General features: G+C 55.7%; 14 protein-coding genes and 1 tRNA gene. 6 read left to right on the plus strand and 9 right to left on the minus strand.

What is annotated here, in order from left to right:
• Positions 1 to 503: 503 nt before the first annotated feature.
• Positions 504 to 3,089 carry a heavy metal translocating P-type ATPase gene (locus tag WMO17_RS06555; protein WP_316542970.1) on the minus strand — a complete coding sequence of 862 codons (2,586 nt, stop codon included), beginning with the start codon at positions 3,087 to 3,089 and terminating at the stop codon, positions 504 to 506.
• 73 nt (positions 3,090 to 3,162) lie between these two features.
• Positions 3,163 to 3,519, minus strand: a complete 357-nt coding sequence (locus WMO17_RS06560; RefSeq protein WP_015536701.1) for an ArsR/SmtB family transcription factor — start codon at positions 3,517 to 3,519, stop codon at positions 3,163 to 3,165.
• A 232-nt stretch (positions 3,520 to 3,751) separates the two neighbouring features.
• On the opposite strand from WMO17_RS06560, the gene WMO17_RS06565 reads away from it, so the two are divergent.
• The 4 genes from WMO17_RS06565 to WMO17_RS06580 are packed head-to-tail and all read left to right on the plus strand — an operon-like array spanning position 3,752 to position 7,054.
• Positions 3,752 to 4,279: a DUF6921 family protein gene (locus WMO17_RS06565; protein ID WP_005935827.1), complete on the plus strand. Its 528-nt coding sequence runs from the start codon at positions 3,752 to 3,754 to the stop codon at positions 4,277 to 4,279.
• Positions 4,267 to 4,806, plus strand: a complete 540-nt coding sequence (locus tag WMO17_RS06570; protein WP_005935830.1) for a hypothetical protein — start codon at positions 4,267 to 4,269, stop codon at positions 4,804 to 4,806. The genes WMO17_RS06565 and WMO17_RS06570 overlap by 13 nt, the downstream gene beginning before the upstream one ends.
• Complete coding sequence (locus WMO17_RS06575) at positions 4,803 to 6,356, plus strand: FAD-binding protein (RefSeq protein ID WP_349137719.1); 1,554 nt, start codon at positions 4,803 to 4,805, stop codon at positions 6,354 to 6,356. Before WMO17_RS06570 ends, WMO17_RS06575 begins: the two co-directional genes overlap by 4 nt.
• Positions 6,353 to 7,054 (plus strand): succinate dehydrogenase/fumarate reductase iron-sulfur subunit, encoded by a 702-nt coding sequence (locus WMO17_RS06580; protein WP_015536699.1) that lies wholly within the window; start codon positions 6,353 to 6,355, stop codon positions 7,052 to 7,054. The genes WMO17_RS06575 and WMO17_RS06580 overlap by 4 nt, the downstream gene beginning before the upstream one ends.
• Positions 7,055 to 7,098: 44 nt before the next feature.
• On the opposite strand, the gene WMO17_RS06585 is transcribed toward WMO17_RS06580, so the two are convergent.
• The 5 genes from WMO17_RS06585 to WMO17_RS06605 all read right to left on the minus strand — a co-directional run bounded on the left by WMO17_RS06585 (position 7,099) and on the right by WMO17_RS06605 (position 10,957).
• Positions 7,099 to 7,350, minus strand: a complete 252-nt coding sequence (locus WMO17_RS06585; RefSeq protein WP_015536698.1) for a DUF6061 family protein — start codon at positions 7,348 to 7,350, stop codon at positions 7,099 to 7,101.
• Positions 7,351 to 7,524: 174 nt separating this feature from the next.
• Positions 7,525 to 7,611 (minus strand) — tRNA-Leu (locus WMO17_RS06590).
• Between the two features lie 220 nt (positions 7,612 to 7,831).
• Positions 7,832 to 9,154, minus strand: coding sequence for an ArsB/NhaD family transporter (locus WMO17_RS06595; RefSeq protein WP_332376642.1), 1,323 nt, complete (start codon positions 9,152 to 9,154; stop codon positions 7,832 to 7,834).
• Entirely contained in the window at positions 9,151 to 9,885 is a 735-nt protein-coding gene (locus tag WMO17_RS06600) for a response regulator transcription factor (protein WP_044954127.1), read from the minus strand. The genes WMO17_RS06595 and WMO17_RS06600 overlap by 4 nt, the downstream gene beginning before the upstream one ends.
• Positions 9,875 to 10,957: a sensor histidine kinase gene (locus tag WMO17_RS06605; protein WP_005944943.1), complete on the minus strand. Its 1,083-nt coding sequence runs from the start codon at positions 10,955 to 10,957 to the stop codon at positions 9,875 to 9,877. The genes WMO17_RS06600 and WMO17_RS06605 overlap by 11 nt, the downstream gene beginning before the upstream one ends.
• Positions 10,958 to 11,128: 171 nt before the next feature.
• On the opposite strand from WMO17_RS06605, the gene WMO17_RS06610 reads away from it, so the two are divergent.
• Positions 11,129 to 12,151, plus strand: a complete 1,023-nt coding sequence (locus WMO17_RS06610; protein ID WP_005944946.1) for a threonine aldolase family protein — start codon at positions 11,129 to 11,131, stop codon at positions 12,149 to 12,151.
• A 164-nt stretch (positions 12,152 to 12,315) separates the two neighbouring features.
• Entirely contained in the window at positions 12,316 to 12,831 is a 516-nt protein-coding gene (locus WMO17_RS06615) for a PTS sugar transporter subunit IIA (protein WP_005944949.1), read from the plus strand.
• Positions 12,832 to 12,895: 64 nt separating this feature from the next.
• Here the strand turns inward: WMO17_RS06615 and WMO17_RS06620 are convergent, their stop codons facing one another.
• Entirely contained in the window at positions 12,896 to 13,540 is a 645-nt protein-coding gene (locus tag WMO17_RS06620) for a YczE/YyaS/YitT family protein (RefSeq protein WP_097777278.1), read from the minus strand.
• 48 nt (positions 13,541 to 13,588) lie between these two features.
• Positions 13,589 to 14,533, minus strand: a complete 945-nt coding sequence (locus tag WMO17_RS06625) for a GTP-binding protein (RefSeq protein ID WP_120121288.1) — start codon at positions 14,531 to 14,533, stop codon at positions 13,589 to 13,591.
• Positions 14,534 to 14,553 lie beyond the last annotated feature (20 nt).

The raw sequence follows: 14,553 nt of genomic DNA on the forward strand, positions 1-14,553 counted from the left end.
CGCAATGCAGAGGCCTGCTAACTACCTGACTGAAATCGAAACCTATCTGGAAAAGGCTCTTGCAGAAGCCCTTGAAGAAGAAAAAACGGCATAACGACAGGCACTTGTAAGCCATCAATGAGCCACCAGCCGCAAGTGCAGGGCGGAAAGCATCCGCGCCCTTGCGCCTGATAAAAATTGGAACTTTGATTTTCTCGCCCGGCTTTGCCATGGTGGGACAGTCAAAGGAGCGTGCGTTTGAACAAAAAGAAAAAGTCCACAAACATTTCCCCTTACCCCGATGATGTCATCGACCGTCTGGCACGGGCATTCTACCCGGCGATCCTTGCCTGCTGGAACAGCGAGGAAGGGCAGCGGGAGTTTGCCGCGTGGCAGGCGGAACAGGCTCATATTGCAACCAAAGAAAAACAGGAAGTTCCCGCTGGGGAACTCCCTGCCTTACTTATTGTGTGTGGATTTTTGCAGGGTGCGTCCGGGTGGGCGCACCCTGTTTTTGTTTGTGCTTATTTCTTCAGAATCCGCATTGCGTTCAGAACAGCGATGATCGTGACACCCACATCACCGAACACGGCTTCCCACATACCGGCCATGCCGAGTGCGCCCAGAACAAGGAACACGCTCTTGATGCCAAGAGCAATCACGATGTTCTGCATCACAATCCGTTTCGTAGCCTTTGCAACATCAATGGCTTCTACAAGTTTCGATGGTTCATCTGTCATCAGAACAACATCCGCAGCTTCAATCGCGGCATCCGAGCCAAGACCTCCCATGGCAATGCCGACATCTGCACGGGCAAGAACAGGGGCATCGTTGATGCCATCGCCCACGAAGGCGAGTTTGCTGCCCTGCCGTTTCTGCTTATCCAGCATTTCCAGCTTTTCGACCTTCTGGTCGGGCAAGAGCTGTGCATAATATGCATCCAGACCAAGTTCGTCTGCCACCGACTTGCCGATTCGCTCATCATCGCCGGTAAGCATAACAGTTTTTTCCACGCCGATCTTTTTCAGCTCTGCGATTGCGCACTTGCTGTCCGGCTTCACTTCATCTGCGATCAGGATACAGCCTACATAGCTACCATCCGCTGCTACATAGAACTTTGTTCCGGCTGCATCGCAAGCGGCATAGGCAATCTTTTCAGATTCCATCAGCTTACTGTTGCCAGCCAGTACCTTCTTTCCCTGCACCATAACGCTGATGCCGTGTCCTGAGATTTCCTCAAAGTCAGAGAACTGCTTCTGGTCGATTGGCTTTCCATAAGTCGCAAGAATCGACTTTGCAATCGGGTGGTTGGAATAACTCTCTGCCTGTGCAGCATACTCCAATACCTGCTCTTTCTGGTATCCGGCTGCCGGAATGATATTTGCGACCTCAAAAACACCCTTTGTTAAGGTGCCGGTCTTATCAAAGACCACCACGCTCACTTTGTTCAGTGCTTCCAGATAGTTGCTGCCCTTTACCAGCACACCGCGCTTGGATGCGGCACCAATACCGCCGAAGAAGGTCAGGGGAATAGAAATGACCAATGCACACGGGCAGGAAACGATCAGGAACACAAAACCTCTGCGCAACCACTCAGACCAGCCGCCGCCAAGGACGAGCGGCGGAATGATCGCCAACACAGCCGCCATTCCAACAACGACCGGCGTATAGTATCGTGCAAAGGTCGTGATGAAGTTCTCGGTGGGAGCTTTTCTTGCAGAAGCATTCTCCACAAGGTCAGTGATCTTCGATACCGTGGATTCCCCGAAGCTCTTTGTGACTTTCAGCGTCAGCAAACCGCTCTGGTTGATGCAGCCGGACAGGGCTTCATCGCCTTTGCGGATGCTTCTCGGCACAGATTCGCCGGTCAGTGCCTTGGTGTCCAGCATGGATTCGCCATCCACAACGATGCCATCCAGCGGGATTTTTTCACCGGGTTTTACCACGATGATCTCGCCCACCGCAACGCTTTCCGGAGAAACGACCTGCAATACGCCATTCCGCTTAACGGTCGCCGAATCCGGACAGATGTCCATAAGGTCAGAGATGGACTTTCTGGAACGCTTTACCGCCAGCGACTGGAAGAACTCTCCGACCTGATAGAACAGCATAACTGCAACAGCTTCCGGGTATTCCCCGATGGCAAATGCGCCGATCGTGGAAACACTCATCAGGAAATGCTCGTCAAACACCTGTCCTCTGGTGATATTTTTCACTGCCTGCCATACGACATCCCAGCCAAGAATCACATACGCCACAATCAGAAACGCCAGTTCCGCCAGAGTCGGCAGCTTTGCGAATACGGTCAATGCCATACCGATTGCATAGACCACAGCACCCACGGCAAGCCGTATCGTGCGCTTCTTATCCTCATCGTTATAGACCGCCGCTTTTTCATCCTTTTTGACAGGTGCAGTCGCTTCCAGCTGCTTTTCCGACACTTCAACATCCGGCTCATGGCTGTGTACGATCGTGGTAACGGTATCCAGCAAGGAAGCAGCTACCGATGTTCCAGCCTGAACAGTCAGCGTCTGGTTCATCAGATTCACGGTCGAAGAAGTCACGCCATCCAGCTCACCGACTTCTTTCTCGATCTTTGCTGAGCAGTTCGGGCAGTCCAAACCTTTCAGGAGATAGACTTTCGTCACCGCAGGTTCGGTCTTTTCCGACACTTCAACATCTGGCTCGTGGCTGTGGACGATCGTGGTAACGGTGTCCAGCAGGGAGGTAGCCACCGATGTTCCTGCCTGAACAGTCAATGTCTGGTTCATCAGATTCACGGTCGAAGAAGCCACGCCACCCAGCTCACCGACTTCTTTCTCGATCTTTGCTGAGCAGTTCGGGCAGTCCAGACCTTTCAGGAGATAGACTTTCGTCACCGCAGGTTCGGTCTTTTCCGACACTTCAACATCTGGCTCGTGGCTGTGGACGATCGTTTCGACCTGTTCCGCCAGTGTTGCATCCGCAGACTTTTCTGACTGAACGGTCAGTGTCTGCTGCATTAAATTCACAACCGAGGATTCCACTCCCGGCAATGCTCCGACCTCTTTTTCTATCTTGGCGGAACAATTCGGGCAATCCAGACCTTTCAGGATGAATACTCTTTTCATTTTGACCTCCACTACGTTTTCTTAATTGTTCAATCGCTCAACTTAAAAGACAAAAAGATAATCGCTTGCGCGATCATCCTCTTAAATGCTCAAATCCCTTGTCGATGATCTCCTTTACATGATCATCCGCCAGCGAATAATACACGATCTGGGCCTCTCTGCGGAATTTGACCAGTCCGGCAAGCCGGAGTGCTTTCAGCTGGTGAGAGATCGCCGATTTGGTGACGCCCAGCAGAACCGCAAGGTCGCATACACACATCTCGCTCTGTTCCAGAGCATGAAGGATCTGCACTCTTGTGCCATCTCCGAACAGCTTGAAAAGCGATGCAAGCTGGATGTAGTCGTCTTTCGGCTGCATTTTGCCTTTTACATCGTTCACGATGTCCTCATGGATCACATCGCAATTACAGGTGTATAAAGAATTTGACATCAGACGTTCTCCTTGTTTTGTAGTTGAACAACCGTTCAATCATATTATATCTGCTCTTCCTCCGTTGTCAAGAGGAAAAGTTAGCATCTGCTTCCTGCGATTTGTCGTCTAACAGACCTTGACAGCCTCCTTATTTCGCATACAATATAGTTGAGCGTTTACTCAACTGCCGTATTTTGCGCAGAAGATTTTTCATTTGAACAACCATGCAATAAATAAAAGAGGTCTGCCTGTGAAAGGAAAATTCATCACTCTGGTTCTGACATTGGGATTTCTTGCCGCGTTTGGCGTATTTATGCACTCGCCGCCCTCTATTCTGGATGGGCTGACCGGTGCGACCCCGAAAGCGAAACGTGCCGCACAGATGGCCGCACCGCTGGAGGGCAACTATCTGTTCTGCATCAACCCTGCGCTGGAACCGTTTTCCGATGCGGATTTCCGGAATGATCTGAAAGCATTTGTTTCCGGTGAGACAGAAGTCCTTTCCGATGCCGGACTGCCGCACATGACGCTTTCGGTCTGCGAAACAGACTATCCCTTGCTTTGCTATGCAACGGCTCTTTGTGAACGCCTGACTGCTGCCGGAGCAGATGTCACGTTGAAGCAGTACAGCGAAACCATGCTGCGTTCCCGTGCAATCAATGGGCGGTATCAACTGCTGCTGGTTTCGGAAAATACGCTTGATGCAACAGCATTGCCGGATGCAGACATCCTTCTGCTCTCCGCAGAAGAAATGGAGGACCCCTCATGCGAAAACTGAACACCATTCTCTCCGTTCTGCTACTTTTCATCTGTCTGCTTCATGGGCTGATGGGCAGTTTTATGTTGCTGGGCATCAGTTCCGGGGCAGGAAAGTTTCTGGCATGGATCGGCGTTGGCATTCTGGCGGCGCACACCGTCCTTGGGCTTTTGCTGACCGCACAGACATTCCGGGCTTCCCGGTCCGGCGGAAAACTCTACGGAAAGCAGAATGCTCTGTTCTGGGCAAGGCGCACCAGTGGGCTTGCTATTTTGCTCATGCTCTTTTTCCATATTGGCGTGTTCGGCAGAGTGCAGGACGGCGTATACATTCTGTTTCCGTTCACAACGGTCCGGCTGCTGACGCAGCTTTTACTGGTTGCTTCGGTATTTGTGCATCTTCTGCTCAATCTCCGACCCCTTCTGGTATCGCTGGGCATCGTCCGGGATAAGGAGCAGCGCGGCGACCTCTATCTGATTCTTTCTATACTGGTGCTGTTTGCTGCCGGTTCGATCATTCTATATTATATCGGGTGGAACAATGTATGAAACACACTTTGGTGATCGTGGGTGCAGGGCTGGCAGGGCTTTCCGCTGCTTTGACTGCTGTGAAAAACGGCTGGACGGTAAAGCTGGTGTCCTCCCTTGCCTCCGAGCGGGCGCAGTCTGTTATGGCAGAGGGCGGAATCAATGCAGCCTTGAATACCAAGGGAGAGGAGGATAGCCCGGAGCAGCATTATACAGATACCCTGACCGCTGCCTGTGGACTTGCTGACCCGAATGCAGTCTGGGGGATGACGCAGGCTGCGTCCGAACTGGTGCGCAGCCTGCACCATCTGGGAGTACAATTCAACGTGACAGATGACGATGAACTCGACCTGCGGAATTTTGGCGGACAGAAGAAAAAGCGGACGGCCTTTGCACAAAGCGATACGGGAAAGCAGCTAATGACCGCTCTGATTGATGCTGTGCGCCGGGAAGAAAGCGCAGGAACGGTCGAACGCTTTCCACACCATAAGTTCTGCACCCTGCTGCTTTCCGGGAACATCTGCGGTGGCTGCACAGTGCAGGACACCTATACTGGCGAACTGCTGCGGTTTGTATGCGATGCCGTCCTGATTGCCACAGGCGGGCTGCATGGCTTATTCGGTGATACGACCGGCTCTCTTGCCAATACCGGAGAAGTCACCGCAGAACTGTTCCGTCTGGGCGTTCCGATGGCAAATCTTGAAATGATCCAGTACCACCCTACCACGGTCGAACTGGGCGAAAAACGGATGCTTCTGAGTGAGGCCGCCCGTGGTGAGGGCGGGCGGCTGTTTGCATTACGGAACGGGAAGCCGTGGTATTTCATGGAAGAAAAATATCCGGAACTCGGCAACCTGATGCCGCGTGACATCACCGCGCGGGAAGTCTGGACGGTCAGCCGTGACTATGAGGTGTTCCTTGATATGACAGAGCTTCCTAAAGAAGTCATGGAGCATAAACTTGCCGGACTGGTGGATGATTGTCAGACCTATCTGCACAAAGATATTCGCAAAGAACCCATTCCGATTTTGCCGGGTATCCACTACTTTATGGGAGGCATTCAGGTGGACGAGCGGCACCGCACTTCGATGCGGAATCTGTACGCTGCCGGTGAATGCTGCGCTCAGTACCATGGCGCAAACCGTCTGGGTGGAAATTCTCTTCTGGGTGCGATCTATGGAGGACAGATTGCTGCGGAAACTGCCTGCCGGGAAACAGTCAGTTCCCCCAATATGCCCTGTGCCGAAGAATCCCTTCTGCCCGAACTTTCCCCGGACGCTCAAATGCAGATGAATCGTATCCTGCTGAACGCACTCGGTGTCGTGCGGGATGCACAGACATTGGAAGCGGGCATTCAGGAAATCCGCAAACTGTCTGGCACCCTTCCGCTTCTGGGCTGTGCCATGCTGGAAAGTGCCCTCGCCCGAAAAGAAAGCCGGGGTGCGCACTGGCGGGCAGATTATCCCCAACGCAACGATGCCGTTTACTGCAAAACCACCGTGGCACACTGGAACGGGCAGCATATCGCCATCAGCTTTGAATCCATCCCCGAAAGGCGGCATGATTTATGAACTACACCATCCGAATCAAACGGCAGGAAAACCCGCAGGCTTCACCCTGCTGGCAGGAGTTTTCCTTTGAGGGAAGTGCGGACACCTCGATTGCTTCGGTGTTGAACGAGCTGAATCACCGCAGCCCTCTGTGCGAAAAGAGCGGAACGGTCGTTTCCCCCATTGCGTGGGAATGCGGCTGCATGATACGCAAGTGCGGTGCCTGTGCCATGCGGATCAATGGTCTGCCTCGTCTTGCCTGTTCCGTTTTTCTGCGGGACTGTAAGGGAAGCGTTGTTACTCTGGAGCCTTTGAGCAAATTCCCACTGGTGAAAGATCTGGTCGTAGACCGTTCCGTGATCTTTGAAGCACTGAAGCGGACAAAGCTGTGGCTGGAAGGAGATGCGTTCCAGACCAGCTATACGCACAGCCAGCGGTATCGATCTGCTAAGTGTCTGCTCTGTGGCTGCTGCTTGGAGGTCTGCCCGAACTTTGACCCGAACAGTGAATTTGCTGGAGCTGTTCTGCCCGTCAACGCTTACCGTATTCTGAACGAAGAACAGGATATTGCCCATCAGACAGAACTCGCAAATGCGTATCGTCAGCTTTATTTTGAAGGCTGCGGAAAATCTCTTGCGTGCCAGGACATCTGCCCAGCCGGAATCCCGGTCGAAGAACTGATGTCACGTTCCAATGCCGCAGCGGTCTGGAAGCGATAAAGTGTAAAAGGGTATGCGGTTTATAGCCGCATACCCTTTTATGCTTAATCTTCTAATCCGTGACTTCCCGCCACATTCTTCAGATACTCCTCTGGTTCGCCGTTCAGAATCAAGTCTGCATAGCCAAGCGGGTCATTGTAGATGAGATAATCTAACTCCAACCTCTGCGCCATGGTCACGTCCAATTCATCCTCGACCCCAGTGCAGTCAATGGAGATCATTCTCCCATCCCGGAGCAGCAGCTCCACGCAGCCGGTATCCATGTTGAAATGGCAGGCTCTTGCATCGTACTTCATGTTTGTGTCCTTTCTGCCTTACGGCACCTTTACAGTTGTGACTTTTGTTATACGGTTCTTCTGATAAGGTTTTGGACACACAGCCGTCGGGAAGGAGCCTTCATTTTGCTTTCCGAAGAAAACAAAAAATCCGAACCCTTCTCCTATCGAGAAAAGGTTCGGATTTTCATGGTTTGGTGCGGATAAGAGGACTTGAACCTCCACCGAGTTGCCCCGATTAGAACCTGAATCTAACGCGTCTGCCAATTCCGCCATATCCGCATATTCTGTTGTATTCGTGAGCTGTGACGCTCGGAACGATAGTTATTATACCAGATATGGCAGAATTGTCAAGCATTTTTTCAAAAAAACTTTTTCCTCACTACAAAACGTCATACTTTCGCGAAAAAAGCCCTTTGCAGGCCGATTTTCCGGCGGTGCAGAGGGTCGGAGTTTCTTTGTTTTTTTTCTTCAGCAGGCAGCCGTTCCGGAGGCCAGAAGATCAGACTTTGCCCCACACCAGCCACAGGTACGCATAGCCTGCCAGCACGGCAGCCAGCGTAAAGGGCACGCCGATGCGCAGGAAGTCGCGGGTGGTGACGGTCTCGCCGTTTTTGCGCAGAATGCCAATGGCCGCGATATTGGCCGAAGCACCGATGGGGATCAGGTTGCCGCCCAACGTTGCACCGGTGAGCAGGCCGAAGTAAAACACATAGGGTTCCACGCCCACGCCATCGTTCATCAGGGCGGCGATGCTCTGCACCACCGGCAGCATGGCGGCCACGTAAGGGATGTTATCGATGAAGGCCGAAAGCACCACCGACACCACCACCAGCAGGGTGAACAGCCGGAAAGGGCTTTCCCCTGCCACGGCATGGAACAGCCGGGCTGCTGCGTCGATAACACCCGCCGCGTGGATGCCCGCGATCACGATGAACAAGCCAAACAACAGCAGCAGGGTATCGCAGTCCAGCTCGCCCAGCACATGCGCCAGCGGCTTTGCCGACCCTGCCCGCAGGCAGGCGCGCGCCACGCCAAACAGGCACAGCCCCATGCACACAAGACCGCTGCGCAGCTCGTACACCGTGTGCAGCGGCCCGGCTGCAGGCTCCGGCAGGAAAGATGCCGCAATGAGCAGACCCACCGTCAGCAGCATCAGGGCAGTGGGCACATCGTCCTCCACCTCAGTCTCCACCTTTGCGGCGATAGGCTGGGTCTCGCGGCGGAACAGCCACAGCAGCACTGCCAGCGAAGCAAGTGCGCCCAGCTCTACGCCCCAGAAGATGCCCGGACGGCCCCGCATCCAGAAGAAATCGAAGAAATTCATGTCGGCAAAGCTGCCCAGCAGGATGCTGGTGGTGTCGCCCACCAGCGTGGCCGCGCCCTGCAGGTTAGAGGACACCGCAATGGCAATGAGCACCGGCACCGGCGAGATCTTCAGCTTACGGGCAATGGCAAGGCCCACCGGTGCCACCATGAGCACCGTGGCCACATTGTCCACAAAAGCACTGATGACACCGGCGAACAGCGCCAGCATACACACCGCCCACTTGACATCCGGCACACGGACGATAAGCATTTCCGCCAGGCGGGCAGGCATTTTGCTCTCGATGAACAGTGCCACCGTACCCATGGTGCCCGCCATCATGAGCAGCACATTATAATCCACGGCCTGCAGCGCGGCGCGGAGTGAAAACTCGTAGACCCCTGCCTCGCCCAGCACAATAAAGAGCACCGCACTGCACAGTGCCACCCACGGGCGGTACTGCTGCAGCCGCAGCATCAATACATAGGTAACAGCAAACAGGATCAGTGCAAGTATCATTCGTTGATCTCCCCGCTGCGGGCATCCTCGTCGATCATGCGGTAGCCCACGCCCAGCTCATTGAGGATATAGGCATTGCTGCCCGGACGGCTGCCCAGCTTTTTGCGGATATTGGCCATGTTCACCTGCAGCTTTTTGGTGCTGCCGATGTCGGTATCGCCCCAGATGGCCTTGACGATGGCCGCATAGGTCATCACGCGGCCCGCGTGCTGGGAAAGAAACGCCACGATGTTGTATTCGGTCTGGGTCAGCTTGATCTCCTGCTCGTCCACGAACACCTTACGGCGGTCATAGTTGATGCGCATTCCCTGTGCGCGGAACTCACCCGCCGGGGCATTGCCGCCGTGCATGGCACTGTAGCGGTTCAGCCGCAGGGCAGCGCGCACGCGGGCCAGCAGTTCGCCGGTGCTGAAGGGCTTGGTGATGTAATCATTGGCACCCAGATCCAGCGCTTCGATCTTATCCATCTCGTCGGTGCGGGCCGAGAGCACTACGATGGGGGTCATATACTTCTGCCGCACGGTGCGGATGAATTCCAGCCCGTCCCGGTCCGGCAGGCCCAGATCCAGAATGACCAGATCCGGGTTGTGGGAGGCGAACAGGGTCAGGCCCATGGTACAGGTATGAGCCACCAGAGCCTGATAATCGTTGGTGGTGAGCAGCGTTTCGATAAAGCTGCAGATATTTGCCTCATCCTCTACGATCAGGACCTTGAATTTGTTATTGCTCATCTTCTGCATCCTCCATTTCAATTTCTTCGGTCTCCAGCCAGAAGCGGATGGTCGTTCCCTCACCCAGACGGCTCTCGGCCTTGATCTCGCCGCCGTGCGCCTTGATGATGGCCGCACACACCGAAAGGCCGATGCCCATGCCGTGCTTGCGGCTGTCTGCCGGTACATCCGGGTCGGTGCCGCCGGTGCCGGAGAACAGCGTTTTCAGCCGTTCTCTGGGGATGCCGCAGCCATTGTCCGTCACCTCGAACACCGCACGATTGCCCACCGTGAACACCTTCAAGGTCAGTTTTGTCATGCCCTCGGCGTGCAGAGCGGCATTTTCCAGCAGGTTCATCAGCACCTGCTGGATGAGCATGGAATCCATGGGGATCACGATAAAGGCATCCGGCGTTTCCAGCTCCACCGGGATCTCCGGGTAGCGCTTGCGGAACTTGACCAGCACCGTATCCAGCAGTTCGTCCAGCACAGTGGGGGTCTTTTGCACCGTCACCTTCTCGCTGTCGATGCGGGTGACGGAAAGCAGATTCTCCACCATGCGGGTCAGCCACTGGGCATCGCTGCAGGCTTCGCCAAGCAGTTTAATGGTCTTTTCCTTATCCAGCGAGTCATAATTTTCGATCACAGTGGAGCAGGCACCGTAGATGGAGGTGAGCGGGGTGCGCAGATCGTGAGAAACCGCGCGCAGAAGGTTTGCACGCATCTTCTCCTTCTCGCTTTCCATACGCAGCTGTTCCTGCTTTTTGATGCGGGTGGTAAGGGTGCTGGTCATGATGGACACCACCAGCATCACAAGGCCGGAGAACAGGTTTTCCGACAGGGTAAAGTTGAAGGCGAAATACGGTGAGAGGAAGGCAAAGTTCACAGCCAGCACGCTGATGAGCGAAGCCGCCACGCCCCACGCATAACCTTCTGTATACATAGAGGTGACGAATACCGCCAGCATAAAGATAAGCATTGCTACGCCCTCAATGCGGCCCATAACGGCCTGTGTAAGCATCACCATGGCATAGGCGGCGAACAGAGCCAGCAGCATTACGGTGGCATCCCGCACAAGCGTCTGTTTTTTCATGCACATTCCCCTTCCCAAATAATATATTCCGTTTCCCGCATTATACCATAGAAAAACTAAAGATACAGTAAAAATCCTTTGCCGTAAAGAGGGACGCGATTTGACACTCCCTCTCCCCCGTAGTAGAATAGCCCTATCAACACTTTATCTCACTGGATCAGGAGTAACGATATGCTGTATTTCGAGAACGACTACTGTGAGGGTGCACACCCTGCCATCCTGCAAAAGCTGGCCGAGACCAACTTTGAAAAGGTGCCCGGCTATGGCACCGACCCCTACTGCGCCAGCGCCAAAGCAAAGATCTGCGCTGCCTGCGGCTGCCCGGATGCAGACGTGACCTTCATCTCCGGCGGCACCCAGACCAACGCCATCGTCATTGCGTCCATGCTGCAGCGCTGGCAGGGCGTGATGGCTGCTGCCACCGGCCATGTGGCTGCACACGAAGCCGGTGCCATTGAGTATACCGGCCACAAGGTCATTGCCCTGCCCGCCCACGAGGGCAAGGTGAGCGCCGCCGATGTGCGCGACTGGTGCGCCACCTTCTATGCCGATGCCAACCACGACCACATGGTGTTCCCCGGCATGGTATATATCTCTCACCCGTCCGAGTACGGCACCCTGTACACCAAGGCTGAGCTGGAAGAGCTGCACGCTGTGTGTCAGGAGTACCACATGCCCCTGTTCATGGACGGCGCACGCCTGGGCTACGGTCTGATGGCCAAGGGCACCGATGTTACCCTGCAGGATATCGCCCGCCTGACCGATGTGTTCTACATCGGCGGCACCAAGGTGGGCGCGCTGTGCGGCGAGGCCGTGGTGTTCCCCCACGGCGCACCGGCCCACTTTATGACTATGGTCAAGCAACAGGGCGCGCTGCTTGCCAAGGGCCGTCTGATGGGCCTGCAGTTCGATGTGCTGTTCACCGACGATCTGTACACCCGCATCAGCCGGAACGCCATCGAAACCGCAGACCGTCTGAAGGAGGGCCTTGCTGCCAAGGGCTACCGCTTCTATATGGAGTCGCCCACCAATCAGGTGTTCCCCATTCTGGAAAACAGCCAGCTGGAAGCGCTGGAGCCACTGGCAAAGTTCGGCTTCTGGGAGAAGTACGACGACACCCACACCGTGATGCGCATTGCCACCAGCTGGGCCACCCGCATGGAGGAGATCGAGCAGCTGATCGACCTGATGTGACCCTGCCGAAGATTTTCTGCCGGTTTTATGCGGGATACCAATTGCAATTCCTTTCACAATGTGGTATCTTTTGGGTAGACCAATGGGTTGGAGACGGTGGGCCTTGCAGGACAGCGTTCCGGCCAGCTGGCTCTATGAAATGATCGGAAAGAAGGTATTTTAACATGGGCTTTTTTGATAAGCTGTTCGGCGGCAAGACCGAGCAGGAAGAGACTGTCAAATTCTTCGGTCAGAGCAAGACCGTTCTGACCCCCATCCGCGGCAAGGTGCTGGCACAGGCCGACATCCCCGACGAGACCTTTGCACAGGGCATCCTTGGCCCCGGCTGCGGCATCGAGCCCACCGGCAAGACCGTGTATGCTCCGTTTGACGGCACCGTGGAACAGGTGGCTTCCACCCTGCACGCCGTGGGCCTGACCAGCGAGGACGGCATCGAGATCCTGATCCATGTTGGCATGGACACTGTGGAGATGCAGGGCAAGGGCTTCAAGGCACTGGTCAAGGTGGGCGATAAGGTCAAGGCCGGCACCCCGCTGCTGAAGGTGGATCTGGACGCCATCCGCGCCGCAGGCCATCCCACCGCTACCGCCATCATCGTGACCAACGGCGATGACATGGGCGAGCTGAAGATGCTGGCCGAGGGCGATGTGCTGGCCGGCACCCCGCTGTTCAAGTTCTGATTTCTGCACAGCAAAAGGCGTGCACTTCCGCAAAGGAGGTGCACGCCTTTTTGATTTCCCGATCTTACTGGCCGCCCGGCTTGTAGTGCAGCACCCGCTCCGACACCAGCCCGTTGAAGAACTGGATGAAGGGCCCCAGGCAGAAGGCACAGATCAGCGTACCGATGCCCACAAGGCCGCCCAGCAGCCAGCACAGCAGCGCACACAGTGCATCGGTGAACACGCGGCAGCCGAAGTACGGCACCGGGGTGTAGTCCCGCAGGCCCAGCGAGAGGTAATCGTACGGGGCGATGCCCAGATCTGCCGTCTGGTACAGCGAAGCCCCCAGCGCCGTGACCGGCACCGCCAGCGCCACCCACAGCAGCTGCACCGGCAGGCCCAGCGCCTCGGCCGGGCCAAAGTGGGCTGCAATGGGGTCGTAGAAGGCCGTGACAATGAACCCGACGCCAATGCCGTTGACAAAGGTGCCCAGGCCGATGTACTTGCGCCCGAACCAGAACTGCAGTGCAAAGAACAGGATGTTCGTGCACAGGTTCTGCACGCCCAGCGAGATGCCCAGCATCTCGGCCAGACGCATATTCAGTGCGCTGATGGAGTCGTTGCCAAGGTGAGACTGCTTGAACAGTGCAATGCCCAGCCCGATGATCACAATACCGACCACCATGCCGAGGATGCGCCGCGCCGAGGGCATCTGCGGGTTCTTTTTCATGATTCTGTTCTCCTTTTTTGCACCAGTTTTACAACGTTCGTTGAAAGCTCAGCGGTGAAGCTGCGTTTCGATTCTTGCCCTGTCTAGTCCTTCGCCAATGACGATGAGCACATCCTGCCCCTGCGGGATGGGTTCCAGTGTTCTGCCGGCAGCGGTGGCGTTCAGCTCCAGCCAGCCGGTGGTGCCCTGCGGGTCCGGTGCAAAGCCCTTCACCCGCAGCACATGGCCGCAGGCGGCATCCGCAAACAGATGGTCGGCAGCGGCCTGCAGCTGCTGCAGCGTCAGGTGCTGCTCCAGAAAGCACAGAGAGCTGAAGGCTTCGTGCTCGTCAAAATGCAGCTTTTCGCAGCTGGCCTGCCTGCAGCCGCAGGCCGCAATGGCGGCAAGGTCGGCATCGGTAAGCCGTGCCCAGTCCTTGGTGATGATCTCTTCCGGCGCAAAGCGGCGGGAGCACTTGCAGCCCTCCAGCGCACGGGTCAGGTGGGCCACGGCGGCAGCGGTCTGCTGCTGCCCGGCCAACTGGGTACGGCTGACCAGCACCCGGCCCGCGTTGGCCGTCTCGGATGCCAGCACATACTCAGCCTGCGGCGAAAGCGTTTCCGGCAGCATGGCATCCACTATGGCGATCACATTGCCGATGTGATACCAGCGGTCCAGCGGGTCGTCCCGCAGCACATCAAAAAACTCATCCACATCAAAGATGCCGCTGGGTTCCACCACCACCCGGTCGAACCCGCGCATGGCCATGGCAATGAGCTTGGTGCGCATCCGGCGCTGGTGGGTGTCGCAGTCGCATCCGCCGCTGATGGTCTCAAGGTCGCAGTTCGGGCCAAGAAGGTCCTGCACCAGCATGGCATCCACGTTCACTGCGCCGAAGTCGTTTTCCAGAATGCAGACATTGTGGCCCTGTGCCACCAGATACCGGACATACCGGCGCAGAAAGGTGGTTTTGCCTGCGCCCAAAAAGCCGGTGATAAGGTCTACCTGTACCATAATAAAAAAGCACCTCCTGT

This window comes from Faecalibacterium faecis (assembly GCF_040096475.1).
Classification (GTDB): domain Bacteria; phylum Bacillota; class Clostridia; order Oscillospirales; family Ruminococcaceae; genus Faecalibacterium; species Faecalibacterium taiwanense.